Annotated in this window: 27 protein-coding genes; 17 read left to right on the forward strand and 10 right to left on the reverse strand. The window is 68.0% G+C overall.

Annotated elements, in window-relative coordinates; translation table 11 throughout:
- Nucleotides 1-3 precede the first annotated feature (3 nt).
- From H7J89_RS09650 to H7J89_RS09660, 3 genes are all read left to right on the forward strand, one after another.
- On the forward strand, nucleotides 4-888 hold the full coding sequence (locus H7J89_RS09650) for a cyclopropane mycolic acid synthase family methyltransferase (RefSeq protein ID WP_264042870.1): 885 nt from the start codon (nucleotides 4-6) through the stop codon (nucleotides 886-888).
- A 161-nt stretch (nucleotides 889-1,049) separates the two neighbouring features.
- Entirely contained in the window at nucleotides 1,050-1,532 is a 483-nt protein-coding gene (locus tag H7J89_RS09655; protein ID WP_264042872.1) for a DUF5666 domain-containing protein, read from the forward strand.
- Between the two features lie 92 nt (nucleotides 1,533-1,624).
- Nucleotides 1,625-1,978, forward strand: coding sequence for a VOC family protein (locus H7J89_RS09660; RefSeq protein WP_264042874.1), 354 nt, complete (start codon nucleotides 1,625-1,627; stop codon nucleotides 1,976-1,978).
- 3 nt (nucleotides 1,979-1,981) lie between these two features.
- On the opposite strand, the gene H7J89_RS09665 is transcribed toward H7J89_RS09660, so the two are convergent.
- The 3 genes from H7J89_RS09665 to H7J89_RS09675 are packed head-to-tail and all read right to left on the reverse strand — an operon-like array spanning nucleotide 1,982 to nucleotide 4,236.
- The gene (locus H7J89_RS09665) at nucleotides 1,982-2,248 is read right to left on the reverse strand and encodes a YdeI/OmpD-associated family protein (RefSeq protein WP_264042876.1); all 267 of its coding nucleotides are present in this window, start codon (nucleotides 2,246-2,248) and stop codon (nucleotides 1,982-1,984) included.
- Between the two features lie 4 nt (nucleotides 2,249-2,252).
- Entirely contained in the window at nucleotides 2,253-3,158 is a 906-nt protein-coding gene (locus H7J89_RS09670; RefSeq protein WP_264042878.1) for an SCO6745 family protein, read from the reverse strand.
- A 34-nt stretch (nucleotides 3,159-3,192) separates the two neighbouring features.
- Nucleotides 3,193-4,236: an amidohydrolase family protein gene (locus H7J89_RS09675; RefSeq protein ID WP_264042880.1), complete on the reverse strand. Its 1,044-nt coding sequence runs from the start codon at nucleotides 4,234-4,236 to the stop codon at nucleotides 3,193-3,195.
- Between the two features lie 121 nt (nucleotides 4,237-4,357).
- Between H7J89_RS09675 and H7J89_RS09680 the strand changes: the two genes are divergently transcribed.
- Nucleotides 4,358-5,077 (forward strand): NUDIX hydrolase, encoded by a 720-nt coding sequence (locus H7J89_RS09680; protein ID WP_264042882.1) that lies wholly within the window; start codon nucleotides 4,358-4,360, stop codon nucleotides 5,075-5,077.
- Nucleotides 5,078-5,115: 38 nt separating this feature from the next.
- On the opposite strand, the gene H7J89_RS09685 is transcribed toward H7J89_RS09680, so the two are convergent.
- Nucleotides 5,116-5,703: a PadR family transcriptional regulator gene (locus H7J89_RS09685; RefSeq protein ID WP_264042885.1), complete on the reverse strand. Its 588-nt coding sequence runs from the start codon at nucleotides 5,701-5,703 to the stop codon at nucleotides 5,116-5,118.
- Nucleotides 5,704-5,824: 121 nt separating this feature from the next.
- Between H7J89_RS09685 and H7J89_RS09690 the strand changes: the two genes are divergently transcribed.
- Nucleotides 5,825-6,247 (forward strand): nuclear transport factor 2 family protein, encoded by a 423-nt coding sequence (locus H7J89_RS09690; RefSeq protein ID WP_264042887.1) that lies wholly within the window; start codon nucleotides 5,825-5,827, stop codon nucleotides 6,245-6,247.
- Between the two features lie 8 nt (nucleotides 6,248-6,255).
- On the forward strand, nucleotides 6,256-7,293 hold the full coding sequence (locus tag H7J89_RS09695; RefSeq protein WP_264042889.1) for an LLM class F420-dependent oxidoreductase: 1,038 nt from the start codon (nucleotides 6,256-6,258) through the stop codon (nucleotides 7,291-7,293).
- Nucleotides 7,294-7,448: 155 nt separating this feature from the next.
- On the opposite strand, the gene H7J89_RS09700 is transcribed toward H7J89_RS09695, so the two are convergent.
- Entirely contained in the window at nucleotides 7,449-8,672 is a 1,224-nt protein-coding gene (locus H7J89_RS09700; RefSeq protein ID WP_264042891.1) for an MFS transporter, read from the reverse strand.
- A 197-nt stretch (nucleotides 8,673-8,869) separates the two neighbouring features.
- Here H7J89_RS09700 and H7J89_RS09705 point away from each other — a divergent pair, with 197 nt between their 5' ends.
- Nucleotides 8,870-9,154 (forward strand): hypothetical protein, encoded by a 285-nt coding sequence (locus tag H7J89_RS09705; RefSeq protein ID WP_264042894.1) that lies wholly within the window; start codon nucleotides 8,870-8,872, stop codon nucleotides 9,152-9,154.
- A 90-nt stretch (nucleotides 9,155-9,244) separates the two neighbouring features.
- On the opposite strand, the gene ctaD is transcribed toward H7J89_RS09705, so the two are convergent.
- From ctaD to H7J89_RS09730, 5 genes are all read right to left on the reverse strand, one after another.
- A complete protein-coding gene (gene ctaD / locus H7J89_RS09710; protein WP_264042896.1) occupies nucleotides 9,245-10,984 on the reverse strand; it encodes an aa3-type cytochrome oxidase subunit I in 1,740 nt (579 codons plus the stop codon).
- Nucleotides 10,985-11,179: 195 nt separating this feature from the next.
- Nucleotides 11,180-12,133, reverse strand: coding sequence for an NAD(P)/FAD-dependent oxidoreductase (locus H7J89_RS09715; protein ID WP_264042898.1), 954 nt, complete (start codon nucleotides 12,131-12,133; stop codon nucleotides 11,180-11,182).
- Nucleotides 12,134-12,154: 21 nt separating this feature from the next.
- Entirely contained in the window at nucleotides 12,155-13,372 is a 1,218-nt protein-coding gene (locus H7J89_RS09720) for a GNAT family N-acetyltransferase (protein ID WP_264042900.1), read from the reverse strand.
- 51 nt (nucleotides 13,373-13,423) lie between these two features.
- The gene (locus H7J89_RS09725) at nucleotides 13,424-14,635 is read right to left on the reverse strand and encodes an acyl-CoA dehydrogenase family protein (RefSeq protein ID WP_264042902.1); all 1,212 of its coding nucleotides are present in this window, start codon (nucleotides 14,633-14,635) and stop codon (nucleotides 13,424-13,426) included.
- Between the two features lie 27 nt (nucleotides 14,636-14,662).
- Complete coding sequence (locus H7J89_RS09730) at nucleotides 14,663-15,265, reverse strand: TetR/AcrR family transcriptional regulator (protein WP_264042904.1); 603 nt, start codon at nucleotides 15,263-15,265, stop codon at nucleotides 14,663-14,665.
- Nucleotides 15,266-15,499: 234 nt separating this feature from the next.
- Here H7J89_RS09730 and H7J89_RS09735 point away from each other — a divergent pair, with 234 nt between their 5' ends.
- From H7J89_RS09735 to eccE, 10 genes are all read left to right on the forward strand, one after another.
- Nucleotides 15,500-16,828, forward strand: coding sequence for a sensor histidine kinase (locus H7J89_RS09735; protein WP_264043791.1), 1,329 nt, complete (start codon nucleotides 15,500-15,502; stop codon nucleotides 16,826-16,828).
- 344 nt (nucleotides 16,829-17,172) lie between these two features.
- Nucleotides 17,173-17,478, forward strand: a complete 306-nt coding sequence (locus tag H7J89_RS09740; RefSeq protein WP_066953560.1) for a PE domain-containing protein — start codon at nucleotides 17,173-17,175, stop codon at nucleotides 17,476-17,478.
- 30 nt (nucleotides 17,479-17,508) lie between these two features.
- Complete coding sequence (locus H7J89_RS09745; RefSeq protein ID WP_264042908.1) at nucleotides 17,509-18,696, forward strand: PPE family protein; 1,188 nt, start codon at nucleotides 17,509-17,511, stop codon at nucleotides 18,694-18,696.
- A 111-nt stretch (nucleotides 18,697-18,807) separates the two neighbouring features.
- Nucleotides 18,808-19,131: a WXG100 family type VII secretion target gene (locus H7J89_RS09750; RefSeq protein WP_264042910.1), complete on the forward strand. Its 324-nt coding sequence runs from the start codon at nucleotides 18,808-18,810 to the stop codon at nucleotides 19,129-19,131.
- Between the two features lie 50 nt (nucleotides 19,132-19,181).
- The gene (locus tag H7J89_RS09755) at nucleotides 19,182-19,472 is read left to right on the forward strand and encodes a WXG100 family type VII secretion target (RefSeq protein WP_264042912.1); all 291 of its coding nucleotides are present in this window, start codon (nucleotides 19,182-19,184) and stop codon (nucleotides 19,470-19,472) included.
- Nucleotides 19,473-19,580: 108 nt separating this feature from the next.
- Nucleotides 19,581-20,411 carry an ESX secretion-associated protein EspG gene (locus H7J89_RS09760; protein WP_264042914.1) on the forward strand — a complete coding sequence of 277 codons (831 nt, stop codon included), beginning with the start codon at nucleotides 19,581-19,583 and terminating at the stop codon, nucleotides 20,409-20,411.
- A gap of 130 nt (nucleotides 20,412-20,541) precedes the next feature.
- Nucleotides 20,542-21,567 (forward strand): MinD/ParA family ATP-binding protein, encoded by a 1,026-nt coding sequence (locus H7J89_RS09765; protein WP_156622511.1) that lies wholly within the window; start codon nucleotides 20,542-20,544, stop codon nucleotides 21,565-21,567.
- Nucleotides 21,564-23,093, forward strand: a complete 1,530-nt coding sequence (gene eccD, locus H7J89_RS09770) for a type VII secretion integral membrane protein EccD (RefSeq protein ID WP_264042919.1) — start codon at nucleotides 21,564-21,566, stop codon at nucleotides 23,091-23,093. The genes H7J89_RS09765 and eccD overlap by 4 nt, the downstream gene beginning before the upstream one ends.
- Entirely contained in the window at nucleotides 23,078-24,739 is a 1,662-nt protein-coding gene (mycP, locus tag H7J89_RS09775; RefSeq protein ID WP_264042921.1) for a type VII secretion-associated serine protease mycosin, read from the forward strand. The genes eccD and mycP overlap by 16 nt, the downstream gene beginning before the upstream one ends.
- Nucleotides 24,736-26,295, forward strand: coding sequence for a type VII secretion protein EccE (gene eccE, locus H7J89_RS09780; RefSeq protein WP_264042923.1), 1,560 nt, complete (start codon nucleotides 24,736-24,738; stop codon nucleotides 26,293-26,295). Before mycP ends, eccE begins: the two co-directional genes overlap by 4 nt.
- Nucleotides 26,296-26,307 lie beyond the last annotated feature (12 nt).

Raw genomic sequence — 26,307 nt, forward strand, 5'->3', positions numbered from 1 at the left:
TTTGTGCCTGAGAACCGCAGCGAGCCCGTGAGCCTAGAGCCGCATTTCGACGACGTCCAGGCGCACTACGACCTATCCGACGAGTTCTTCGCGCTGTTTTTGGACCCGACGCGCACCTACAGCTGCGCGTACTTCGAGCGCGACGACATGACCCTGGAAGAGGCGCAGCTTGCGAAGGTCGACCTGTCGCTCGGCAAGCTCGGGCTGCAAGCGGGCCAGACGCTGCTCGACATCGGCTGCGGTTGGGGCACCACCATCGTCCGGGCGCTCGAGCGCTACGACGTCAACGTCGTCGGCCTGACCCTGAGCCGCAACCAGCAGGCGCACGTGCAGCAGCGTCTGGACCAGCACCCCAGCCCGCGCAGCAAGCGCGTGCTGCTGCAGGGCTGGGAGCAGTTCGACGAAAAGGTGGATCGCATCGTCTCCATCGGCGCCTTCGAGCATTTCGGGCGCGACCGCTACCCCGACTTCTTCAAGATGGCCTACGAGGCGCTGCCTGCCGACGGCGTGATGATGCTGCACACCATCATCCAGCCCAGCCAGGAAGAGTTCGCCGAGCGCGGGCTGCCCATCACCATGACGAAGCTGCGGTTCATGAAATTCATCATGGACGAGATCTTCCCGGGCGGTGACCTGCCCGCCGCCAAGACCGTAGTGGAGCACGCCGGGCGCGCCGGGTTCGGTGTCAAGCTCGTCCAGCCGCTGCGCCTGCACTACGCGCGCACCCTCGACACCTGGGCGGCCGCGCTCGAGTCGCGCCGCGACGAGGCCATCGCGATTCAGTCCCAAGAGGTCTACGACCGGTACATGAAGTACTTGACCGGTTGCGCCGACCTGTTTCGCGAGGGCTACACCGACGTCGCGCAATTCACCCTGACCAAGGGCTGACGACCCGGGCACCGATCCGGCGTCCCACAGCTGGCCCGCCGGGCCGGTTTATCGGCACCCCGCCCGGGGTAAAACCACGAGCAACAACCTGATTCGGTCCGCGTCGACCTTCGTCGGCGCAAAACCGCAGGGAAGGACTGATCGTGGGTGCCAAGCATCGAATGAGCGCGACCCCGGAGCAAAGACCGCTGGCGGCCGCGCGGCGCCGGTCGGGTGTCGCAACGGCATGCGAAGTCGTTTCGGCGGCAATGCTGTGCGCTGCGGCGTGTGGGGCCCTGGTGCTCAACGTCCCGCACAGCGAAAAGCGAACGATCGAGGCGAGCCAGGAGCCGCCTGCGGCAGCGCAGCCGGTGCGGCAGGAGGGCACGGTGATTGCGGTGTCGGCGGGCTCGGTCACCGCGCGCAGCGCCAACGGGTACACCCAGACCTACCTCGTCACCCCCAATACGACGCTCATCGGTCACGGCGGCCAATCCGCGGCTGCCGCTACGCATTTCACGGTCAACGACCGGGTCGAGATCGTCGGGACCATTCAGGATGGCGCTGTCCTGGCCACCGCGGTGGCCGACCGCGACGTTGGACGCGGCGGCGGGCCGCCGATGGATTATCTTGACGGGCAGATAGTTCCGGCCGGCCGCACCTAAATCCTCGTCGGCGCAAAGAATCTGCCGTTCGGCGCCTTCCCCGAGCGGCCCTCTCGGCTTAGTCTCTATGCCATCCAGCCAGAGGAGGGCCCATGAGCGACCACGAAGTGAAGATGATCATCCTGTCGACCGACGACCTCGACGAGTCGATCCGGTTCTACGGCGAGACCCTGGGCATGCCGCTGAAATTCCGCGACGGAGCGCACTTCTCGGCCCTCGACGGCGGACCGGTCACTCTCGCGCTCGCGACCCCCGTGGACCATCCCATCCCGGGTCAGGTCGTTGTCGGCATCAAGACCGCCGACGTCGACGCCGCGGCGAAGGCGGTGGAGGCCAGCGGCGGCGGAATCGTCAAGGCCCCGTACGACGACGCACACGAACGCCGCGCCGTGGTCTACGACAACAAGGGCAACGGCCTGGTGTTCTACAAACCGCTCGCCCGCTGACAACTACTTGCCGGTGCGCTCGCGGTGCTTGCACCCGGGCCAGCAGCACGGCCGGCGCTTGCCTTCTTCCAACTCCTCCTGCGTCCGGCGAATGCGGCGCTGCCGGGTGGTTTCCTGCTTGGCGTCCTCGACCCAGCAGATGAACTCGTTGCGGGCCAAGGGCGTGATGTCCTGCCACGCGGCGAGGGCCGCGGTGTTGCCGATCAACGACTCGCGCAGGTCCGCCGGAAGCTTGTGCACCACCCCGCCGGGAACTCGCTGATTGCCCATAGGGTTAGGCTAACCCGTCGTTCACGGTCAAATGTGCGCTGTCGTCATGCAATTCGTCGCGGCGCAGGCTCATCGGCGTCAGGCCGGGGACGTCTCCGCCGGCGACCACGGCGCGGGTGAGGGGCGTGAGCGCGCGGAACAACGTCTCCACCTCGTCGTCGGTGAGCGCGTCGAGCGCTGAGAGGGCGAGCGTGTCGGTGGACCGCTCGATGTGATCCTTGAGTTCCCGGCCTGCCGTCGTCAGCGACCCGTCGTCGTCCAGTAGCCCGCGCTCGGCCAGGCGCTGCTCGTGGTGCCGCCACGCCGCTTCGTCGTAATCGCGGGTGCGCGCGATGTATTCGCGAGGCACCCCACCCGCCGCGGCGTGTAAGACATTGGATTCGCGCCCCGAGATCCCGGCGGCGGCCAGCACCGCCACGTGCCCGTCGCCCCGCTGCTCGCGCAGCAACGTGGTCGCGTGCCACAGGGCGGCCAGCGGATCGTCCGGCCACGGCAGTCCCAGGTTGGCTGCGAACAGTGGCCGCCCGTCGAGCGGTGCGTGCCGGGCCGCCTTACCCGCTAATTCCGCTGCGGCGGCGACATTCTCGTTCTCGTCGAGGCCGTAGCGGCGCAGCGCCGCGACCGCGGATTCCTGCCGGGCGCGTAATGCCACGTCGGGCCCCGCGATCTGCCATGCCGCCGGCAACGCCCTGGCGACCCGCTCGGGCGCGAAGTTGTAGAAGATCGCGGTGATGACCTCGCGGGGGACGATCCCCAGCGGCGCCGACCGGGCGGCGAAGTAACCCATCCAGAAACCCCGGTAGCCCAGCCCGTCCAACGCCGCCCGCGCCTCCGGTGCGAAATACGTCACCGCGTGCACCGGCTCGAACCGGTCGAAGAAGCGTCGCGCCAGCACCGGATCTCGTTGCATGGTCGTAGTTAACCACCTCGACGGTTGCCGGCGCTCAAAGCCTCAGCAGGCGCTCGGCGTTGCGGTGGGCGATCTTCGCGCGGTCGGCCTGGCTGATCGGCATCCGATCGAGAAACTCCCGGCACGCCTTGATGTTTCCGTAGGGATAGTCGGCGGTGAAGACGACGCGGTCGATCCCGATGACGTTGACCATCGCCAGGTAGGCGTTGAAAGACAGGCTCCAACTCGGATCCATAGCGCCGGGCGCCTGGCTGAAAAAGTCACCGGCGAGGATGCCGCCGTAAAAGTTCTCCCGCAGGTATTCCTTCACGGTGCGCTTGAGGCCCGTCTCGGCCGTCGGAAAAGAGTAGTCGGTCCGCCATCCCATCCAGCTGAGCGCCTCGAAGTGGTGCCCCACGATGACCTGCAGTTGCGGAAACCGGTCGAACACCCCGCCGAGGATCAGCCGCAGGCAGTGCACCCCGGTGTCGATATGCCAGCCGAGCCCGGCGGCCGCCAACCGTGCCGTTATCTTGCGATCGAACCCGGCGTAGTAGGCGTCGATGACCGGCTGCGGCGGCACAGTGGGGTGCAAAAAGATTGGTACGCCGAGGGTTTCGGCGGATTCGAAAACCGGCCAGAAGAAGATGTCGTCGAGGTAGCGGCCGCTGACATGGCCGTTGATCAGGGCACCCACGAAGCCGTGATCTCGGACGGTGCGCTCGAGCTCGCCGGCGGCGGCCGCCGGGTCGCGCATGGGCAGGGTGGCGAAGCCGCGGAACCGATCCGGGTGCCGGGCGATCGCCGCCGCCACCCCGTCGTTGGCCCGCCGGGCCAGCTCGACCGCCACCGCGGGCTCCAGCGTCTCGGGGCCCGGGACGGCGTGCGAGAGGATCTGCACGTCGATGCCCGCGGCGTCCATCGCGGCGATCCGGCCCTCGCCCAGGTCGTTGATTCCCGGCGGCCACTCCCCATCCGCTCCGGGGGAGCCGTAGCCCGCGTGCATCAGCAGTTCGGCCGCCGAATCCAGGCCGTGGTTGTGGTGCTCTTCGGCTATGGCCGCAAACCTGTAGTGCTCCTCGATACCGATGACCTTCATCCGTCTCCTCCCATACGTGGACACCTACGAGGCCGGCGGGCTCGGCGTTCATCGGGTACCCGATTGCCGTTTGCGGCGGCGGATCGTCGACCGCGGACGGCTCCGGCATAGTCTCGAACCCGTGACCATCCCGTATGACGACGCGCTGTGCGAGCGGATTCGGGGCCACCTGGCGGGCCATGACCGTCGCGAGGTGACCGACCCGACGAAGCGGCACGCGGCGGTTGCCGTGGTGCTGGTCGACTCGACCCCCGGCGAGGACCGGGTCGACCCGGCGCCGGTGGACGAGTGGAACGGTGACCGCCCGCTGCCGGAGGCCGGCCTCGACGGACGCATGGTCGACGTGTCTGGGGGTGCGGCATTCCTGTTGTGCCGCAGGGCATCCCGTCTCAGCTCACATGCTGCGCAGTGGGCACTGCCCGGTGGGCGGCTCGACGCGGGTGAGACGGCCGTCGACGCGGCACTGCGGGAGCTGCACGAGGAAGTCGGCATCACCCTGCCCGACTCGACCGTGCTGGGACTCCTGGACGACTACCCGACCCGGTCCGGGTACGTCATCACCCCGGTGGTGATCTGGGGCGGCGGCCGGCTCGACCCCCGGCCGGCGCCTGACGAGGTGGTGGCGGTGTACCGGGTGGGGCTGCACCAACTGCAACGCGACGATTCGCCGCGGTTCATCACCATCCCGGAGAGCCCCCGCCCGGTGGTGCAGATCCCGCTGGGGAACGACCTCATTCACGCGCCGACCGGCGCAGTGCTGCTGCAGCTGCGGTGGTGGTGTCTGGAAGGCCGTCACGACCCGGTCGGCGAGCTGGAGCAACCGGTGTTCGCCTGGCGGTAGGGAGCGCTGGACGACGGCGCGGTGACGCCAACCCGGGATCACCGACGACGGGGACGGGTCTTCCTGGCCGGTGCGGACAGGCGGCGGTCGACGGCGGCCAGCGCATGCTCGGCCCACCGAATGTTCTCCTCCTCGAACGCGATTCCGCGCAGCAGCGTCAGGTAGGGACCGATTCGCTGGGCGTGGGCCAGGAAATCCTCCTCGTCGCGTCCGTCGAGCACGCGCGCACGCAACCGTTCGTAGCGTTGCAGTTTGGCCGTCGCCCATTGCAGTCGTTCGACGATGGACTCACGTACCGCGCGCGTGTCGCCGGCGTCTGCGGCCTGGACCTTGATCAGCAGTTCGTCGCGGATCACCGACGGCTTGGGCGGCCGCGCGGTGAACTCCCGGATCGCCTCGTGACCGGCTTCGGTCAGCGAGAACAGGCGCTTGTTGGGCCGCCGCTCTTGGTGCACCACCCGCGCCGCGATGAGACCCTGCTCGGCGAGCCGGTCGAGTTCGCGATACAGCTGCTGGGGCGTGGCCATCCAGAAGTTCGCGACCGAGGCGTCGAATTCCTTGGCCAGGTCGTACCCGGAGGACTCCCCCTCGAGGAGGGCCGCCAATACCGCATCCCGCAGCGACATCGACCTAGGCTACAACCTGGTGAGTAATCAACAAAGTGATTAATCGCACTATGGACATGACCGGACGGGCGGCATAGCGTCAACGGCACTCCTGAAACGAATCCACGAGGCGAGGTGTCGGATGCATCCGTTCCGCAAGGCGGTCGAAGAACGCGACGAGAAGGGCATCCAGGCGCTGCTGGCCGACGACGTGGTGTTCACCAGCCCGGTGGCGTTCAAACCCTACGTCGGCAAGCCGATCACCGCGGCGATCCTGCGCGGCGTCATGCGCATCTTCGAGGACTTTCACTACGTCCGCGAAATCCACGACGGCAGCGGGCGCGACCTTGCGTTCGTGTTCGAGACCGGAATCGCGGGAGCGCCGGGGGTGAGGATCACCGGCTGCGACTTCCTGCACTTCAACGATGACGGTCTCATCGACGACTTCGTGGTGATGGTGCGACCGCTGTCGGGCGCGAAGGCGCTGTCGGAGGCGATGGGCGCCCAGTTCGACCGAATCCAGCAAGAAGCGCTCAAGCTGGCCGACGAGCTCACCACCGCGTAGGAGCAAGCATGCGAATCGGATTGGGCATCAACTACGCGGGCGGTTTCAAGGAAGTGGCCGCCGAAGTGGCCGACCTCGAGCGGGCCGGGCTCGACATTGTCTTTGTCCCCGAGGCGTATTCGTTCGACGCGGTGAGCGCGCTGGGGTACCTGGCCGCCAGTACCGACAGGGTCGGACTGGCCTCCGGGATCCTGCAGCTCTACACCCGGACGCCCACACTGACCGCGATGACCGCAGCCGGTCTCGACTACGTCTCCGACGGTCGGTTCACGCTCGGCCTGGGCGCTTCCGGCCCACAGGTCATCGAGGGCTTCCACGGTGTCCCGTACGACGCGCCGATCGCACGCACCCGCGAAGTGATCGACATCTGCCGCCAGGTGTGGCGACGCGAGACGCTCAAACACCAGGGCAAGTACTACACGATTCCACTGCCCGCCGGGCAGGGCACCGGCCTTGGCAAGCCGCTCAAGCTCATCAATCAGCCTGTCCGGGAACGTATTCCGATACTGGTGGCGGCCCTGGGGCCCAAGAACGTCGAGCTGGCGGCCGAGGTCGCCGAGGGCTGGCAGCCGATCTTCTACCTGCCCGAGAAGGCGTCGGAGGTGTGGGGAGAGTCGCTGGCCGCCGGCCGGGCCAAGCGCGACCCCAATCTGGGTGAGCTCGACATCTACGCCGGACCGGTGCTGGCCATCGGCGAAAACGTGGAACCGCTTAGGGAATTCGTCAAACCTCACCTGGCCCTATACATCGGCGGGATGGGAGCCAAGGGCAAGAACTTCTACCACGCCCTGGCCACCAAGTACGGCTACGGCCCGCAGGCCGATCGGATTCAAGAGCTCTACCTCGCCGGGGACAAGGACGGCGCCGCGAAGGTCGTGCCCGACGAACTCGTGCGAGACGTGAACCTCATCGGCAGCCGCGAATTCGTCAAGGATCGCCTGGCCGCATTCCGCGAGGCGGGGGTTACCACCCTCAATGTCTCGCCCATCGCGTCCACACCCGCCGAGCGGGTCAAGCTGATCGAGGCTCTGCGCGAACTCCTCTGATCACCGGCCTGTTCTCCCTCCGCCGGCTAGTGTCGTAGCGGGCGCGAGCAGATCACGAACGCCGCCAGCGTGATCGAGAACCGCACTGCCAGAATGGCGAACGGCAACGCGCCGGCGAAACCTGCGCCTCCGGGGTGCGAGGCCGTTGGCGGCGGTCAGCCCTGGCGGTGGGCGTCCCGGCGCAGTCGAACCGCGCGACTCAAAGCCGTCAGCAACGCCAGCGCCGCCATCACGGCGAGGATGGTCGTCGAAACCGCCGACGCGACCGTGGTCAAGATCAGCGGCAGGCCGAAACCGATGTACGTCACCACGTAGAACGCGCCAACGAGCGCACCGCGCAAGCGTTTCGGCGCCGCTGCCTCCAGGTCGATCAAGCCCTCGCGCAGACACAGGCCGGACGCGCTGCCCAGCACCAGCAACAGCGGCAGACCCAATGCCGGCGACATGGCCGGCGGGGCGAGCGCGGTGACCGCGTAGCCGAGCGCGGCGAGCACCGCGCCGGCGGTACCGGCCTGCGGCCCCCACCGGCGCGCGCGGGCGAGCACTTGGATGAGCCCGCTGATCCCGTTGACCAGCAGCGTGGCGACGCCGGCAGCCATCGGAGCCGCGAGCCCGCTGTGCACGCGGCCGGGGATCGTGATGAATCCGAGTGTCGCCGAGCCGAACACCCAAGGCGCCAGCGGCATCGCCCAACTCAACGCTCGCGCCGCACCCTGCCCGGCGGTGCTCGACGGCTCCCAAACCCGCGTGGTGTCCGGCCCCGTGGCCCCGGCGCGCCCAGCCACGACGGTCGCGACGGCCATCGCGGCCACCCCGATGGCGGCCGCGATTCCGAACGACAAGCGGATGCCGACTGCGCCCGCGCCGGCGATCAACGCTCCCGCGAATGGGCCGATCGCGAAGCCGAGCATCAACACCGCGCCTGCGGCGGCCGCGCCGGCAGGACCTTTCAGGTCCGAGGCCCACGCGGTGCAGGAACTCATGGCCAGCCCGACGCCGAGCCCGACGACCAGGCGGCCCAGCAGCAGAACGTCGTACTGCTGCGAACACAACATGGCCACGGTCCCCGCCACGGCGGTCGCCGACCCCGCCAGTGCCACCGACCGACGACCGAACGCATCCGAGGCGCGCCCGCCGACGAGCAGACCGGGCAGCAATCCCAGCGCATAGATGCCGAAGATCGCATCGAGCGTGGCCGAGCTGAGGTGCTGGCGAACGCTGAGCAGGGGCATCAACGCGACGAAGTGGTTGGCCACCCAGCCGATGGACAGCAACAACACCAGGACGCCGGCGAACGTACCCCGGGTCGCATCCGGGCTGTCACCCTTGTCCAGCGCGGCCAAAGTCGACGGCGGAGTTGACCCGTTGGACGAGGACACCGGACGTTCCTCCCCTCTGGTCTCGGCGCGGTGGGAACCGACGAACCCTAAACGACGACTTGGACGTCGCAGTTATTCCCATTCGCCGGCGGGATGCACGCGGCGCAAACGGCTGGGTCACCGGGGCAATCGCACGGCGGGGTTTCGAATCGGCCGATTTGGTGTACTGATACCACTACTCGGCTCCAGGAAGGCAAATGATGAAGCAAATCGCGGCTGCCACGTTCGCGATCGCCGCCGTGCTGCTGTCCAGCGCGTGTTCGGCCTCGCAGGTCATCAACACCGGCGGCGACACCAAGTGCAAGGACTTCACCTCGCAGGACGAGAAGAAGCAGAACGACGAGGTCAGCAAGATGCTGAAGGACAAGAATGGCACGGACCCAGCCAATGCTGAGATCTCGGCCACCCGGCTGTCGGCATTGACGTATTGCCAGACGTTGGGCAAGCCGGACACCAAGATCTCCGACGCGCCCCACGGCTGACCGTCACGGCGTCGGGTCAGCCGCACGTTCGGAACGCTCCGCGAGAGGCGAAGGGTGTTGCGGCGCAACTAGCTTCCGGGGGATAGCCGCCTACCGAAGCTCCCGCGCGGTGGTGTCGCCGGCTTCGGCATTCACCAATTGTCTGCGTCCCACATGTGCCTCGGTACGCAGCCGCTCCACCATGTGCGGGTAATGCAATTCGAAAGCCGGCCGCTCCGAACGGATCCGGGGCAGCTCGGTGAAGTTGTGCCGCGGCGGCGGGCAACTGCTCGCCCACTCCAGCGAGTTGCCGTGGCCCCACGGGTCGTCCACCAGGACGGGTTCGCCGTAGCGCCAGCTCTTGAACACGTTCCACAAGAACGGCAAAACCGAGACGGCGAGGATAAACGCCCCGATGGTGGAGACGAAGTTGAGCGTCGCGAACCCATCGGTGGGCAGGTAGTCCGCGTAGCGGCGGGGCATACCCGAAGTGCCCAGCCAGTGCTGCACCAGGAAGGTGGTGTGGAAGCCGATGAACGTCAGCCAGAACTGCAGCTTGCCCAGCCGCTCGTCCAGCAGGCGTCCGGTCATCTTCGGGAACCAGAAGTAGATTCCCGCATAGGTGGCGAACACGATGGTGCCGAAGAGCGTGTAGTGGAAGTGCGCCACCACGAAGTAGGTGTCGCTGATGTGGAAGTCCAGCGGGGGGCTGGCCAGCATCACCCCGGTAAGGCCGCCCAGCAGGAAGGTCACCAGGAAGCCCACCGAGAACAGCATCGGGGTCTCGAAGGTGAGTTGCCCCTTCCACATCGTGCCGATCCAGTTGAAGAACTTGATCCCGGTGGGGACGGCGATCAGGAATGTCATGAAAGAGAAGAAGGGCAGCAGCACGGCGCCGGTGGCGTACATGTGGTGTGCCCATACCGCTACCGATAGGGCGGCGATGGCGAGCGTCGCGTAAACCAGTGTGGTGTACCCGAACAGCGGCTTGCGCGAGAACACCGGGATGATCTCGGAGATGATGCCGAAGAACGGCAGCGCGATGACGTACACCTCGGGATGTCCGAAGAACCAGAACAAATGCTGAAACAGGATGACCCCGCCGTTGGACGCGTCGTAGATGTGCGCGCCGATGCGGCGGTCGGCCTCCAAGCCGAATAGCGCGGCGGTCAGGAGCGGGAAGACCACCAGGACAAGAACACTGGTCACCAGAATGTTCCAGGTGAAGATGGGCATCCGGAACATGGTCATGCCCGGCGCTCGCAGGCAGACCACCGTGGTGATCATGTTGACCGCCCCCAGAATGGTGCCCAGACCTCCGACGCCGACGCCCAGAATCCACAAGTCGCCACCCACGCCAGGGCTGTGTACGGCGTCGGAGAGCGGCGTGTAGGCGGTCCACCCGAAATCGGCCGCACCGCCGGGAACGATGAAGCCGCCCAACGCTATCAGCGCCCCGCAGATGAAGAGCCAGAACGACAGCGCGTTCAGCCGCGGGAATGCGACGTCGGGTGCGCCGATCTGTAGGGGCAGCACGAGATTGGCGAATCCGAAAACGATGGGAGTCGCGTAGAACAGCAACATCGCCGTGCCGTGCATGGTGAACAGCTGGTTGTACTGCTCGTTGGAGAGGAATTGCAGCCCGGGCCGCGCCAGTTCGAGGCGCAAGAGCAGTGCCATCAGGCCACCGATGAAGAAGAAGATGAAACAGGCGACCATGTACATGATGCCGATCATCTTGTGGTCGGTGGTGCTGATGACCTTGTAGATCAGGCTGCCCCTGGGGCCGGTGCGCGCGGGAAACGGCCGGCCGGCTTCCAGGCCGCTGACCGGCGGTGCTTCAGCCGTCATCGATTACCTCCACGGGGCCCAGCTATCAAGCCGCCCAAGTATTTCGAGGCAGCGACGAGCCGACCTAGGGCCAAACGTCCCTAACTTTCGTGCGGATTACGCGCGACGCTGCGCAGGAAGGGAAGCCTTCCCAACGCTGGCGGCGATGTGTGGCGTTGACCGCTGACCCATCAGCGGTGAACACCGACCGACGCGTCAGTCCGACACTGTCTGAAGCGAATTGGGCAACGCGTCCTCGAGGACCGCCCGCGCGAGCAGTTCACCCAGCAGCGGACCGAACTTCATCAGGTTGCTGCCGACGAACGCGACGACACGGCCGCGGCGCGCCACCGTCCAGCCGTCACCGCCCGCGTCGAGCCACGGCGCGCGCACCGTCACGCAGTCCACCCGGGCCACCGGCGAAAGCGCCGGGAACAACGCACGCACCGTCGCGGGGTCCGGCACCTGCTGGCCGAACGCCCACCGGCCCGTGGTGCCGAGCGGCAGCCCGTAGCCCTCGGGCGCCGACAGGCACGCCGCACCGGTCGCGTCGGCGCCCTCGTAGGCGAATCGGGTGTGCGGGGCGAACTGCACGCCGAGCGGGCCGAAGAGCTCCGGCGTCCGCACCCCGGCGCAGATCAGCACCCGCTCGCCCCGCAGCACCGTCCCGTCCGCGAGGGTCGTCGCACCGTCGTCCGCGACGGACACGACGTCACCAGGCCGGACGTCGACCCGCCGCGCCAACGCGGACAGTGCCCGGCCGACGCGCAGGCTGCCGCCGAGCGGATCAAACACACCGCCCTCCCAGGGAGGGGACGCAAACGGGATCCGCCTGGCGATTTCGGCCGCGTCTACCCAGCGGAACTGCGCGCCGGCGTCCGTCATCGCCGCGGCGGTCTCGTCGCATGCGCCGGCAGCGATGAACCCCTCCGAGCCCAGCAGCCGGCCCACGCCGAGTTCGGCTTCCCAGCGCTGCCAACCGGTGTGGGCCCGCAAGGCCAGGCGGCACAGCGCCGGGCGCCGGTGGGCGATCCGGAAGATGCGGCCCGGTCCCGTGGACTGCTCGCCGAACGGCTGGCCGCGCTCCAGCACGATCGCGGGCTCCCCGCGCCGCGCCAGCTCGTAGGCGGCGGCCAGCCCGCACACCCCCGCGCCGACGATGACGATCACGCGACCGGCATACCCACGCGGCTAGAAGAAGAACCCGGCATGGGGCGCGTCCGGGACCGCGAACAGCCGATCGGCCACCGCAAGTGCCGACGGGTCGTCGGCCCGCGCCAAACCAGCGATGGCGAGGTCGCGCCAGGTCGTGCCGCCGAGCAGGACGCCGGCCAGCCCCTCGACGTCGACCTCCAGTTGTGCCCGCCGCTCGGTCGGTTCGGCACCGCCGCCGGTGACGGTGAAGCGACGCGAATTGTCCAGCACCATAGCGTCTTTCACCGCGATGGTGACGGCACCGTCGCCGCTGTAGTGGCGCGCCGCCAGTGCCCGCGGCACGTCGACGACCCGCAGCCACGTCTCGTCGTGCACCGCGGTGACCCGCGCGGCCCGCCGATCGGTGAGCAGCCACGGCAACGGGTCGTCGAGTGGAAGCATCCAAAACACCACGCGGTCAATGAGGTCCAGGCCAAGCAGGAACCGCAGCAGCCCCAGGTAGGCCTCCGCGGTGGGTGCGAAGAAGTCCTCCACGGCGATGGTGCGCTGGTCGCTGACGAACCACCGCTCGGTGTCGACGGGACGATAGCGGGCGAACCCCGATTCGGCTCCCGGAGCACCGTGCACCGCGACGTACGAAGGCTGCGGCGACGACTCGGTGCGCAGCCGCAGGCTCTGCCACCACACGCACGGCCGGTCGATGGTGCCCGGACGCGACGGGCGATGCTCGGCATAGATGCGGGGCAACAGCTGCCATGCCTGCGCGGCATCGATCAACCGCACAGGACCGCCGGGCCCGACGTCGCGCCGCAGCGCCGCCCGCGCGGTCTGCACCTCGACGGTCTGCGACGAGCTGGCGACGCCGTACCCGTACCGGCCGTAGATCGTCGCCTCCGAGGCCCGCAGCGACGCGACCACTTCACCGCGGGCCGCGATGTCTCGCAACTGATGACGGATCAGCTCCGTGGCGATGCCCTGCCGGGTGAACGACGGCAGCACCCCGATATGCGTGACGGCGGCGTGCCCCACCAGCGCACCGCCGGGCAGCGTCATCCGACTCGTCACCGCGTCCGCCGTGCCGACCAGTTGACCGCCGGCGAATGCGCCGACGGTGCGGCCGGCTTCGAGCAGCGTGGCGATGCGGCCGGGCGGCAGGTCTGGCAACGGCGGGAGGCCGATCATGGCGACGCGAAACACGTTGGCGGCCGCCAGGAGCTCGTCCTCGCCGTCGAGGACCCGGATCTCGGTGGTCATCCGGCCATCATGTCGCGCGCGTGCCGCGGCGTGGACCGCGGGCTGCGGCCGCTAACGGATCTGCAAGCCGGTCACCGCCCGCGAGATCACCAGGCGCTGGATCTCGCTGGTGCCCTCGAAAATGGTGAAGATCTTGGCGTCGCGGTGCATCCGCTCCACGGGATAGTCGCGCGTGTAGCCGTTGCCGCCCAGGATCTGGATCGCCTCGTCGGTGACGTAGACGGCCGTCTCGCTGGCCACCAGTTTGGCCATCGACCCCTCCGCCGCGTCGAAGGATTGGTTGTTGCGCGCCATCCACCCGGCCCGCCACACCAGCAGCCGGGCGGCGTCGATGCGGCTCTTCATGTCGGCCAGCTTGAACGCGACGGCCTGGAATTCGCCGATCTTGCGGCCGAATTGCTCACGCTGGCAGGCATAGTCGAGGGCGTATTCGTAGGCGGCCCGGGCAACGCCGACCGCCATCGCGCCGACCGTGGGCCGGGTGCGCTCGAAGGTCTTCATCGCCGCCTGACTCCGCGCCGAGGCGCCCGACTTGACGCGGGCGATCCGCGCCTCGAACTTGTCCCGCCCACCGAGGATGTGGTCTTCGGGAAGTCGCACATTGTCCAGCACCACCTCGGCGGTGTGGGACGCCCGAATCCCGTGCTTTTTGAACTTCTGGCCCTGCGCCAGCCCGTTGACGCCCGCGGGGACGACGAAGGTGGCCTGGCCGCGGGTGCCGAGCTCGGGGTAGACCGACGCCACCACGATGTGCACGTTGGCGATGCCGCCGTTGGTCGCCCACGTCTTGGTGCCGTTGAGGACCCACTCCCCGCTGGCCTCGTCGTAGCGGGCCCGGGTGCGGATGGCGCCGACGTCGGAACCCGCGTCGGGCTCGGACGAGCAGAACGCGCCCAGCTTCGGCTCGTCGGCCGTACCGAACATTTCGGGCAGCCAGCGGCCCAGCTGTTCGGGAGTTCCGTTGCCCGCCAAGGCCGCCGCGGCCAGGCCAGTGCCCATGATGGACAGCGCGATGCCGGCGTCGCCCCAGAACATCTCCTCGAACGCGGTGAGCATGCCCAGACCGGTGGGCTCGGCCGCCTGCTGCGCGAAGAAGTCGGGGGAGTACAGGCCCACCTTCGCGGCCTCCTGGATCACCGGCCACGGGGTTTCCTCCCGTTCGTCCCATTCCGAGGCCGCGGGGCGGATGACGTCGGCGGCGAACTTGTGCACCCAATCGCGCACCTCGATCACGTCGTCGGTCAGTTGCAATGAGAAAGTCACGGCTTCACTCCTGAATTGTGGTTGCTCTCAACGGTTTCCGAATTGGGCGAGGACGCTGACGGTCTGGTTGACCCACGCCTCGAAGTAGCGTTCCTCGTCGATGTTGCCCGGCAGGCGGCCGGTCAGCGCCTGCAGTGTTGCGGCATAGGACAACGACCCGATGGCGACGGCGGCGGCCGCCTCCGGATCGGGGATCCGGGTGCGGCCAGACCGGTTCGACGCGGCCAGTTCGTCGGCGAACCGTTGATAGGCGTTGTCGGTGATGACCTGCCAGGTCTTCTCGTCGAGATCGCCGAGCTCGTCGGGTTCGCGCAGCATGACCCGGAGCAGGTCCTCGCTTTCTTTGAGGTTGCTCCAGATCAGCTGGCCCGCCGTGCGCACCGCCTGCTCGACGCCGCCGGGCTGTCCGGCGTCGTACTGCTCCCGCGCTGCCACAATGCTGTCGATCCGGTGCGCGACGGCGGCCTCGAGCAACTCGCGCTTGGAGCCGAAGTGCTTGTACAGCGCGCCCGAGCCCGGCGCCAGGCCCGATGCCCGCTGGATGTCGGCCACCGACGTCGCCGCGTAGCCCTTGTCGGCGAAGAGCTTCAGCGCCGCGGCCAGCAGCCGATCACGTCCGGAGGCGAGCATGGTGAGAGAGTACTCACTCACTCTTGTCGGGGCAAAATGGCGCCGACCGCAGGCGCGGGAGACCGGCTCAGGGATTGGCGTTAGATTCTCTGCGAAACGCCACGAGGCCTGAGCGCGGCGAATCGATATCGGTGTGAAGGTTGTGGTCAGGTGGTCGCCACCGCCGCCCGGCCCAGCGCCGCGAGCTGCACAAGAGGAGCCTGACTTCGCGTGTTACCGCACGTAGATCTGCCGATGCGGGTGTTGTCGCTGCGCACCATCGTCGTCGTCGCGGCACTGTCGGTGATCACCCTGGTGGTGCTGCTGGGCACCTGGGTGTGGGTCGGTGTCACCAACGATCAGTACAGCCAGCTCGACCGCCGGCTCGACTCGGTCAGCAGCCTGGGCGACATCAACTCACTCCTCAACAACGTCGAGCACGCCAGCCCCGACCAGCCCATGCCGGACGGCAACCTGGTGCGCACCGCGCGCATCGGCGACGAGACTGTGTCGGCGCCCAGCAATATCGTGCTGCCCAAGCTGCCCAACGGATACGCGAACACCACGATCAACGGGGTGCAATACCGCGTCCGCACCTTCTCCGCGGGGCCCGCCTCGATCGCGCTGGCGGCACCGTTGGCCGAAGCCCAGCACCGAATCAACGAGCTGCACCTGCGGGTGCTGTTGATCTGCGCCAGTGTCATCGGCGGCACGGTGGTCGTCGGCTGGGTGATCTCGTTGATCATGGTGAATCCGTTCCTGTTGCTGGCGCAGCAGGCCCGCGCCATCAACGCCCAGTCCAGCCCGGACGAGGTCCAGGTGCGCGGGGTGCGCGAGGCCGTGGAGATCGCCGAAGCCGTCGAGGGGATGCTCGCGCGCATCGGCAAGGAGCAACAACGCACCAAGGCCGCGCTCGAGTCGGCCCGTGACTTCGCGGCGGTCGCCTCGCATGAGCTGCGGACCCCGTTGACGGCCATGCGCACCAACCTGGAGGTGCTGTCCACCCTGGACCTGCCGCGTGAGCAGCGCCAGGAGGTCATCGGCGACGTCATCCGCACCCAGAGCCGCATCGAGGGCACCCTGACGGCGCTGGAACGGCTCGCGCAGGGCGAGCTCACCACCGTCGACGATTTCGTCCCGTTCGACATCACCGAACTCTTGGACCGGGCCGCACACGACGCGCTGCGCATCTACCCCGAGGTGGAGGTGTTGCTGGTGCCCTCGCCGACCGTGCTGATGGTGGGATTGCCCACGGGGCTGCGGCTGGTGATCGACAACGCCATCGCCAACGCCGTCAAGCACGGCAACGCCGGCAAGATCCAGCTCACCGTGAGCAGCTCGAGCGAGGGCGTGGAGATAGCGATCGACGACGACGGCACCGGCGTGCCGGAATCCGAGCGCGCCACGGTGTTCGAGCGGTTCGCCCGCGGTTCGACGGCGTCGCGTTCGGGATCCGGTCTGGGTCTCGCGCTGGTCGCCCAGCAGGCCGAACTGCACGGGGGCACGGCGGCGTTGCAGACCAGCCCGCTCGGCGGGACTCGGCTGCTGCTGAAGCTGGCCGGCGACGGGCGCGGTCCCGCGTAGCTTCCGTAGCCATTTCTGGCCCCGCGAAAACGGAGGGGAACAGTTGGCCGATTCTCCGTTAAGCCGGGCAAAAATGTGCACCGCGGCGCTCCCTTGTTCGGCCGCCTTTTAGGCGCCGCCATTACTGCCACGCATTCGCATGACCCACTCGCACTGAGGCTTTCGCCGGTGACGTCGTGACCACTGTGTCTGCAGTGGCATACGAGGAATACCGCCGGTCAGAACAAACACGTAATTTCCTGCCGGCGGCCGGAAGGAAAGCTAGTGAATACACGAACGGTCGAACCGCACTAGACTGAGGCGCCAAGCCCGTCTTTTAGACGCTGAGCAATCGGAGGGAAATCATGGTGCTGCAGGTGCAATCGGAGGCAGTGCTGGCGTCGTCATCCGCGGAGGCGGCCATCAGCGCGGAAACCCAGGCGGCGGCTTCGGCGGCCGCGCCGGTGCTCTTGGGAGTGCTGCCGATGGGCGCAGACCCCGACTCGGCGATGTTTGCGGCGGCGCTCAACGCGTGTGGCGGAAGCTACCTGGGAGTGGTGTCCGAGCACGCCGCCCAGCGCGGCCTCTTCTCCGGCGCGCAGAGCCTCGCGTCGGGAACGTACGTCGTCACCGAGCTCATGCGTAGCTTGGCGTTGGCAATCGGCGCCTGAGACCAGCGACGCACAAAGGGGGAAGTACGCATGGCCGATCCGGGGTGGGCCGCGCGTACGCCTGAGGACAACGATTTGTTGCTCAAGGCGGGCGCCGGCGTCATCACCCATCTGGCCAACCAGGCCGCCTGGACGGCACTCGCGGCCACCCATCACGGCTCGAGCATCGCCTCGACGATCAACACCGTGGCCACGTCGGCGAGCTGGGTCGGTGCCGGCTCCCTGGCCTCCGCAGCCAACGCCACCGCGCTGAACGCGTCGCTGCACGGGCTTGCCGGGTGGGTGGACGTCAAGCCGGCGGTGGTTTCCACCGCGGTCTCGGCGTATCAGATGGCGTACGGCTCGATGCGCCCAGCGCCCGAATGCATCGAGAACCGCACCGAATGCGCCACCGACTACGGCATCAACCCCCTCGTCCTCGGGGCTTTGACGCCCCGCATCACGTCGCTGGAGCTCGAGTACTTCGGATCGATGTGGCCGAACAACTCAGCCGTCGGCGCCAGCTACGGAACGATCCTCACCGCGTTGACCCAAAGCCTCGCGATTCCGCCGCCGCTGGCAACCATGGGCGCATCGCCGGCGGCGCCGGTGGAGGCGGCTTCGGCGGTGGGTCAGTCCGCCGCCCAGGTCGCGGCAGGCGACGGCATGCGCTCCGCTTTTCAGGGCGCGCAGACGGGCACGCAGGGGGCGGGCCAGGCGGCGTCCGGCGGCCAGGACTTCATGAGCCAGGCCGGCTCGTTCATGGAGCCGGTGCAATCGATGATGGGCGCGGTCCCGCAGGCGATGCAGGCGCCGATGCAGATGATGCAGGCGCCGATGCAGATGATGTCGCCGCTGCAATCGATGATGGGCATGTTCGCCAATCCCGGTGCCATGGCCGGGGCGGCGCCGGGTGTTTCGGCGGTCTCCGCGACGGAGGTGTCGGCCGTAGGCGCATCGGGCGGCGGCGGGGCCGCATCCCTGGGCGGTGCGGGTATGCCCGCGACCAGCTTCACCCGTCCCGTCAGCGCGTTCGAGCCCGTCAGCAGTGGCCGGCCGGTGGGGTTGCGGCCGAGCGGGGCGTTGGGGGCCGAGGCCATCCGTCCGCAGACCACCACGGTCGGCGGCGGCACACCGATGGGCGGCATGCCGGTGGGGCATGGGGCGGGAGGAGAGCGCGGATCCCGAGACAAATCAGAACAGCCCGCGACGGTGCGGGTTGTCGACACCAGAGTGTGAAGCCGGCCCGGCCAAGGGTGAATCGACAGGTCCAAATAGCCCTCATACACTTCGTTTCATGCCCCAGGTAATTCCCCGGGGGAGGGCAGCAGTAGTTAGGAGAACCCGCAAGTGGACAGTTCAACAATCCAAGTATCGGCGCAGGTGTTACGCGATGCTTCCAACCACATCCAGGCCAACATGGAGCAGGCAATCGCAATCGCTCAGGGCTACATCGCGAATCACGAAAACGTGATGAACCCGTCGACCTGGTCCGGTGAAGCGGTGACCGCGTCCCACACGACGGCTATCGAAATCCAGAACGACCTGAACAAGGTCCTGGCCGGCGGAACCCGCCTGGCCGAGGGTCTCAAGCAGGCGGCAGCCTTGATGGAACACCACGAGGCGGATTCCACGCACGCCTTCAGCGCGCTATTCGGCGGCCACGGCTCCTGACGGCCCGCTCACTCTCAATTCCATAATCGGTCTTTGAAAGGAAATTCATTATGTCCAACCCGATCACCTATAACCCGGGCGCCGTGGCAGATTTCGCCTCCGACATCGGCTCCCGCGCCGGCCAGCTGCAAGGGATTTATGACGACACGTCGAACCGGACCAACCAGCTGACCGAATTCTTCGCCGGACATGGTGCGAGGCAATTCTTCGACGCGCAAGCGCAGATGCTGTCCGGGCTGCAGGGGCTGATCCACACCGTGAGCCAGCACGGGACGACGACCTCGCACGTGCTCGACAACGCGCTCGCCACCGACCAGAACATCGGCAACTTGTTCGGCTGAGAGCCGCTAACCACCGCGATTGAGGGTGGGGCAGATGCGCGCGCGCATGTGCCCCCCTTCGGTGTCTGGCCCGCCGGTTGAGGGGCGCTGCTTAGGAAGCGAAGTGACATGCTGACGACGACGGTCGATGGGCTGTGGGTGTTGCAGGCGGTGGCCGGGGTGGAGCAGACCTGCCCCGAGCTGGGCTTGCGCCCGCTGCTGCCGAGGCTGGACACCGCTGAACGGGCGCTGGGCCACCCGATCGTGGCCGAGTTGAGGACTGCCGGCGCCCTCGACGAGGCCGACAATGTCGACCCGATGATCCGTGAATGGCTCACCGTGCTGTTGCGGCGGGACTTGGCGTTGATGGTCAGCATCGACGTCCCCGGGCGCGAACCGACGCGGGTGTCCATCTGCCGCTTTGCCAGCTGGTGGGTGGTGCTGGAACGCCACGGCGAGCTGATCCGGCTGTACCCGGCCGGTACCGCCAACGACGAGGGCGGGGCCAGCGAACTCGTGGTCGGGCAAGTCGAGCGGTTGTGCGGTGTGGCGGAGGCGGCGCCGTTGCGGCCGGTCACCCTGGACACCGAACAATTGCTCTCGTCGGTGCGCGACTCCGCCAGCCTGCGGACCTTTCTGCTCGCCCAGCGCCTCGACGCCGATCAATTGCAGCTCGTGCTCGCGGCCGCCGACCCCGCGCGCTCGGCGCGGGCGTCCATCGTCGCGCTGCAGGCCGGCGTCGGGCCGGACGAATTGGCGCGCGTGGCGGTCGGCGATTCGTCGGTGTCCATCGTCGACACCCCGTCCGGACGCGTCTGCATCGAGTGCGTCATCTCGGGGCAGCGGCGCTATCAGATCGTCTCGCCCGGTTCCCGCAGCGACATCAGTGGCGCCGTGCAGCGACTCATCCGCCGCTTGCCCGCTGGCGACGAGTGGTACTCGTATCGGCGGGTGGTCTGACAGGAGGACGATTTCTCAACTGACGCAAGATAAGTCAGTTAACCAATGCCGTGGAATAGCAACCCCTTACGCTCTTGAAGGGTTTCTTGATCGGTAAACGCGGTATCGCCGAGCGTGTTAGCATCGCGACGTGACGAGCCCTTGGAATGACCCGAATATGTCGGACGAAGGGGCGCTCAGACGGGGGGATCCGTCAGGGGGCCGCAACTTCCCGGATTCGGTGTCGGACACCATGCGCATTACCGATCTGGCCGCGCCTCGAAAGATTCCTCCGGGCTCGGGTTGGCGGAAATTCATCTACGTCATCTCTTTTAAGAAAATAAACCCGGGTGAATCGCCCAGTGAGCGGCACTACCGGGACTTGCAGAACCGTATCCGGCGGCACATCCGGCGCCAGTACGTGATCACGGTGGTGTCTGGTAAGGGCGGAGTCGGCGTTTCGACGATGGTCGCCTGCATCGGTGGGGTGTTCCGAGAATGCCGCCCGCAGAACGTGATTGCGATTGACGCGGTGCCGGGCTTCGGCACACTGGCCGACCGCATCGACGAGTCGCCGCCGGGCGACTACACCGCCATCATCAACGACACCGACGTCCAAGGCTATGCGGACATCCGTGAACACTTGGGGCAGAACCCGATCGGACTCGACGTGCTGGCCGGAAACCGCACGTCGGACCAGCCCCGGCCGCTGGTGCCGGCGATGTTCTCGGGGGTCTTGTCGCGGTTGCGGCGAACCCACACCGTGATGATCGTCGACACCTCGCCGGATTTGGAACACGAGGTGATGAAGCCGGTTTTGGAGAACACCGACACGCTCGTGTTCGTCTCCGGGATAACCGCGGACCGGTCCCGGCCGGTGCTGCGGGCCGTGGATTACCTGCGGTCGCAGGGCTACCACGAGCTGGTCTCGCGCAGCACCGTGATCATCAACCACACCGATCAGATCGCCGACAAGGACGCGCTGGCGTACCTGACCGAGCGGTTCAGCAAGGTCGGCGCGACCGTCGAAGAGATGCCGTTCGATCCGCACCTGGCCAAAGGCGGGCTCATCGACACGGTTCATGAATTAAAGAAAAAGACGCGGTTGCGGCTTTTTGAAATCACCGCCGGCCTGGCCGACAAATACATTCCGGATGCGGAGCGGACAGCGCCGTGACATCAGCGCATAAGGTCGCTTTCCCGGCGCGCTGTGCGGTCAATATTTCCTACGAGAAGCATCTTTGCTCCCAAGTGTTCCCGGCCGGAATTCCGGTGGAGGGATTCTTCGAGGGAATGGTCGAGCTCTTCGACGCGGACCTGAAGCGCAAAGGTTTTGACGGCATTACGCTGCCGGCGGGCAGCTACGAACTGCACAAGATCAACGGTGTCCGGCTGGACATCAACAAGAGCCTGGACGAGCTGGGCGTGCAGGACGGGGACACCCTGGTGCTGGTGCCCCGCGTGGCCGGCGAATCCTTTGAACCGCAGTACGAGTCGTTGTCGACCGGCTTGGCGGCCATGGGCAAGTGGCTGGGCCGCGACGGCGGTGACCGGATGTTCGCCCCGGTGACGCCGCTGACGGCCGCGCACACCGCCGTCGCGATCATCGCGATGGCGGCCGGGGTGGTGGTGGCGCTGACGTTGCGGGCGCGCACGTTCACCGACAACCCCGTCCCGGCCGCGGTGTCCGGCGCCGTCGGGGCCTTGCTGGTGGTCGGGGCCGCCGTCGTCTGGTGGGGCTGGCGGGAGCGGCGCGACCTGTTCAGCGGATTCGGTTGGCTGGCCGTGGTGTTGTTGGCCGTCGCGGGCGCATGCGCGCCCCCGGGCACGCTGGGGGCCGCGCACGGGGTGATCGGCCTCGTGATCGTGATCCTGGGTGCCATCGCCATCGGCGTGATGACACGCAAGCGGTGGCAGACCGCGGTCGTCACCGCGGTGGTGACGGTGAGCGGGATCCTCGCCGCCGTTGCCGTCGTCCGGATGTTCCGGCCGGCCTCGGCGCAGGTGCTGGCCATCTGCGTGCTGGTTGGATTGCTGATCTTGGTCAGGATGGCCCCGCTGATCGCGCTGTGGGTGGCCCGGGTGCGGCCGCCGCACTTCGGATCGATCACCGGACGCGACCTGTTCGCGCGCCGAGAGGGCATGCCCGTCGACACGGTCTCCCCGGTCAGCGAGGACGAATCCGAGGACGAGGACAACGAATTGACCGACATCACCGCGCGCGGCGCAGCGATCGCCGCCTCGGCGCGGCTGGTCAACGCGGTGCAGGTCGGTGTGTGTGTCGGGGTGTCGATCGTCCTGCCCGCCGCCGTGTGGGGGGTGCTGACGCCGGGGCGTCCCTGGGCGTGGTTGGCGCTGGTGGTCGCGGGACTGGTGGTGGGCATCTTCATCACCCAGGGTCGCGGATTCGCTGCCAAGTACCAGGCCGTAGCGCTTGCCTGCGGGGCCGCGGCCGCGGTATGCGCCGGAGTGGTCAAATACGCCGTTTACGTACCGAAAGACGTTGTGAGCGGACTGCTTTGGCCCGCGGTGGCCATCGCCTCCTTCGCAGCCTGCGGTCTGGCCGCGGCGCTTCTGGTGCCGACGGTGCGGTTCAGGCCCTTCATCCGGTTGACGGTGGAATGGGTGGAAGTGTTGGCGTTCATCGTCCTGCTGCCCGCGGCGGCGGCCCTGGGAGGGCTGTTCACGTGGATTCGCCACTAAAGAGGGTCGCGGCGGTGACCGCCGCCGTGACCCTCGTCGCGCTGTCCGCGAATATTCCTGCCGCGCAAGCTATTACGCCCCCGCAGGTGGATCCGGGATTGGCGCCCCCGGACGGGCCGCCCAAGCCAGACCAGCCGATGCGGCGCGCCAACAGCTGCTCGACGCCCATCACCGTGCGCAATCCCGACGTGGCGCAGCTGGCACCGGGCTTCAACCTGCTCAACATCAGCAAGGCCTGGCAATACAGCACCGGCAACGGTGTACCGGTGGCGGTCATCGACACCGGCATTTCGCCCAACCCGCGGCTGCCGGCCGTGCCCGGTGGTGACTACATCATGGGTGAGGACGGCCTGTCGGATTGCGACGCGCACGGCACCGTCGTGGGCTCGATCATCGCCGCTGCGCCGCAGGGGACTCTGCCCATGCCGCGGCCCATGCCGTCGACACCGGCGTTCCCTCCCCCGGCCGGACCCCCACCGGCCAACGGGGCCCCACCGCCGCCGGTCGAGGTCCCGCCGCCGGTCGCGCCACCGCCACCTCCGCCACCGGTGACCATCACCCAGGTGATCCCGCCTCCGCCACCCCCGCCGCCTCCGCCACCCGAGGGAGGCGGCGCCACGGCCAGCTCCAACGGCCCGGCGGATCCGCAGACCGAGGACGAACCCGCGGTGCCCCCGCCTCCGCCGGGGGCGCCCGACGGGGTGGTGGGCGTGGCCCCGCACGCGACAATCATCTCAATCCGCCAGTCCTCCAGGGCTTTTGAGCCGGTCAACCCCGGGCCGGGGGACCCCAACTCCGATGAGAAGGTCAAAGCCGGAACGCTCAACACGGTGGCGCGCGCGGTGGTCCACGCGGCCAACATGGGCGCGAAGGTCATCAACATTTCGGTCACCGCCTGCCTGCCGGCGGCGGCCCCCGCCGACCAGCGGGCGTTGGGCGCCGCACTGTGGTACGCCGCCACCGTCAAGGACGCGGTGGTGGTGGCCGCGGCCGGAAACGACGGGGAGGCCGGCTGCAACAACAACCCGATGTACGACCCGCTGGAACCGTCGGATCCGCGGGACTGGCATCAGGTCAAGGTTGTCTCGTCGCCGTCGTGGTTCTCCGACTACGTCCTGTCGGTCGGTGCGGTCGATGCCACCGGTGCCCCGCTCGACAAGAGCATGTCGGGCCCCTGGGTGAGTGTGGCCGCGCCGGGCACCCACATCATGGGCCTCTCGCCCCAGGGTGGTGGGCCGGTGAACGCGTACCCGCCGTCGAGGCCCGGCGAGAAGAACATGCCGTTCTGGGGCACCAGCTTCTCAGCGGCCTACGTCAGCGGCGTCGCGGCGCTGGTCCGGGCGAAATTCCCCGACCTGAGCGCTCATCAGGTGATCAACAGGATCGTGCAGTCGGCGCACAATCCGCCCGCGGGAGTGGACAACAAGGTCGGGTACGGCTTGGTCGATCCCGTTGCGGCACTGACGTTCAACATCCCGCCGGGTGACCGGATGCCCCCGGGCGCGCAGAGCCGGATCATCAGGCCGGCGCCGCCGCCCCCACCGGCGGACCACCGGGCACGCAACATCGCCATCGGGTTCGTCGGCGCCGTGGCCGCCGGTGTGCTCGTGGCCGCGATCGCGGCGCGGCTCAGGAGGGCGCGGTGAGCTCCACGCTGACCGGCTTCAGCCGGGGTAGCAATCGGCGGGTCCTCGGGGTGTGGGTGGTGTTCTTGCTCGCGGCGGCGAGTTGGGCGGTGGGCGGCTACATCGGTGCGGCGATCGCCGTGGCGGTCGGGGTCGCGGCGGTGTTCGTCCGCTGGTGGGGTCAGCCGGCGTGGTCATGGCTGGTGCTGTGGCGGCGCGGGCGGCGCCCGATCCGCTGGAACGCCCCGATCACCGTGGCCAACAACCGATCCGGCGGCGGGGTCCGCGTGCAAGACGGTGTTGCGGTGGTGGCGGTGCAGCTGCTCGGGCGGGCGCACCAAGCGACCTTGGTGACGGGTTCGGTGACCGTCGAGACCGACAACGTCATCGATGTCGTCGAATTGGTGCCGATGATGCACCAGGCGCTGGGTCTGCAGCTCGACTCGATCAGCGTCGTCTCACTTGGGTCCCGGCACGGCAATATCGGGGACTACCCGCGGGTTTATGACTCGGAGATCGGCACCCCGCCGTATGCGGGCCGGCGGGAAACCTGGTTGATCATGCGGCTGTCCATCATTGACAACACACAAGCGCTCCGCTGGCGCACCACCGTTGGCGCCGCGGCCATTTCGGCGGCGCAGCGCATCGCGGGCCTGCTGCGTTGCCAGGGGCTGCGGGCGAAGGTGGCCACCGCCACCGATCTGGCCGAGCTCGATCGGCGGCTGGGGTGCGACGCCATCGAGGGGGAGACGCAGCGATGGAAGGCCATCCGCGGTGAGGCGGGCTGGATGACGACATACGCGTATCCGGCCGACGCGATCGCCTCGCGTGTGCTGTCGCAGGCGTGGACGCTGCGCGCCGACGAGGTCGTCCAGAACGTGACCGTATATCCGGATGCGACCTGCACCGCGACGATCACCGTGCGCACGCCGACGCCGGCTCCCACCCCGCCGAGTGTGATCTTGCGCCGGCTCAACGGGGAACAGGCCGCGGCCGCCGCGTCCAACATGTGTGGCCCGCGGCCATACCTGCGGGCACTGCGGCCCAGCCCGCTGCCCGAGCAACTGCTCACCGAGATCGGCCCGTCGGGCGTGCTGGTCGGAAAGCTGAACAACGGAGACCGGCTGCTGATCCCCGTCACCGATGCCGGCGAGCTGTCAAGGATTTTCGTGGCCGCCGACGATCCCGTCGCCAAGCGGATCGTGATCCGCACCGCCGGCGCGGGCGAACGGGTTTGCGTGCATACCCGCGACATGACGCGCTGGGCCAGCGTGCGGATGCCGGAGATCGGCGTCGTCAGCACGGCGCGGCCCGCGCCGCGCACCACAGTCAGCGTCGTGGAGCACGTCGCGCCGATCTCACCCACCCCGCGACCCGCGACCGTGATCACCATCGCCCCGTCGGGCACGAGGCTGCCCGAGGGACACCGGCACAACTTCGAGGTGATCATCGAGCAGGTTGGCCCGGCGATGGTGCGGGTCAGCGCGGCGGGGAAGGATTGGCTGGTCGAGATGGACATGTTCCGCGCCGAGAACCGCTACGTGAGTCTCGACCCGGTCACCATGTCGGTCATGTAGAACGTCGAGGAT

It is taken from the genome of Mycobacterium paraffinicum, from assembly GCF_025822865.1.
In the GTDB taxonomy this organism is placed as follows: domain Bacteria; phylum Actinomycetota; class Actinomycetes; order Mycobacteriales; family Mycobacteriaceae; genus Mycobacterium; species Mycobacterium paraffinicum.

What these genes read in the sequence shown, in the direction of transcription:
- H7J89_RS09745 (WP_264042908.1), top strand. Translation starts at nt 17,509, where the DNA reads ATGGCCGATCCGGGGTGGGCCGCGCGTACGCCTGAGGACAACGATTTG.
- H7J89_RS09740 (WP_066953560.1), top strand. Translation starts at nt 17,173, where the DNA reads ATGGTGCTGCAGGTGCAATCGGAGGCAGTGCTGGCGTCGTCATCCGCG.
- H7J89_RS09705 (WP_264042894.1), top strand. Translation starts at nt 8,870, where the DNA reads ATGATGAAGCAAATCGCGGCTGCCACGTTCGCGATCGCCGCCGTGCTG.
- H7J89_RS09675 (WP_264042880.1), bottom strand. Translation starts at nt 4,236, where the DNA reads ATGAAGGTCATCGGTATCGAGGAGCACTACAGGTTTGCGGCCATAGCC.
- H7J89_RS09685 (WP_264042885.1), bottom strand. Translation starts at nt 5,703, where the DNA reads ATGTCGCTGCGGGATGCGGTATTGGCGGCCCTCCTCGAGGGGGAGTCC.
- H7J89_RS09695 (WP_264042889.1), top strand. Translation starts at nt 6,256, where the DNA reads ATGCGAATCGGATTGGGCATCAACTACGCGGGCGGTTTCAAGGAAGTG.
- H7J89_RS09660 (WP_264042874.1), top strand. Translation starts at nt 1,625, where the DNA reads ATGAGCGACCACGAAGTGAAGATGATCATCCTGTCGACCGACGACCTC.
- H7J89_RS09735 (WP_264043791.1), top strand. Translation starts at nt 15,500, where the DNA reads ATGCGGGTGTTGTCGCTGCGCACCATCGTCGTCGTCGCGGCACTGTCG.
- H7J89_RS09670 (WP_264042878.1), bottom strand. Translation starts at nt 3,158, where the DNA reads ATGCAACGAGATCCGGTGCTGGCGCGACGCTTCTTCGACCGGTTCGAG.
- H7J89_RS09720 (WP_264042900.1), bottom strand. Translation starts at nt 13,372, where the DNA reads ATGACCACCGAGATCCGGGTCCTCGACGGCGAGGACGAGCTCCTGGCG.
- H7J89_RS09730 (WP_264042904.1), bottom strand. Translation starts at nt 15,265, where the DNA reads ATGCTCGCCTCCGGACGTGATCGGCTGCTGGCCGCGGCGCTGAAGCTC.
- H7J89_RS09760 (WP_264042914.1), top strand. Translation starts at nt 19,581, where the DNA reads ATGCTGACGACGACGGTCGATGGGCTGTGGGTGTTGCAGGCGGTGGCC.
- H7J89_RS09755 (WP_264042912.1), top strand. Translation starts at nt 19,182, where the DNA reads ATGTCCAACCCGATCACCTATAACCCGGGCGCCGTGGCAGATTTCGCC.
- ctaD (WP_264042896.1), bottom strand. Translation starts at nt 10,984, where the DNA reads ATGACGGCTGAAGCACCGCCGGTCAGCGGCCTGGAAGCCGGCCGGCCG.
- H7J89_RS09655 (WP_264042872.1), top strand. Translation starts at nt 1,050, where the DNA reads ATGAGCGCGACCCCGGAGCAAAGACCGCTGGCGGCCGCGCGGCGCCGG.
- H7J89_RS09665 (WP_264042876.1), bottom strand. Translation starts at nt 2,248, where the DNA reads ATGGGCAATCAGCGAGTTCCCGGCGGGGTGGTGCACAAGCTTCCGGCG.
- H7J89_RS09690 (WP_264042887.1), top strand. Translation starts at nt 5,825, where the DNA reads ATGCATCCGTTCCGCAAGGCGGTCGAAGAACGCGACGAGAAGGGCATC.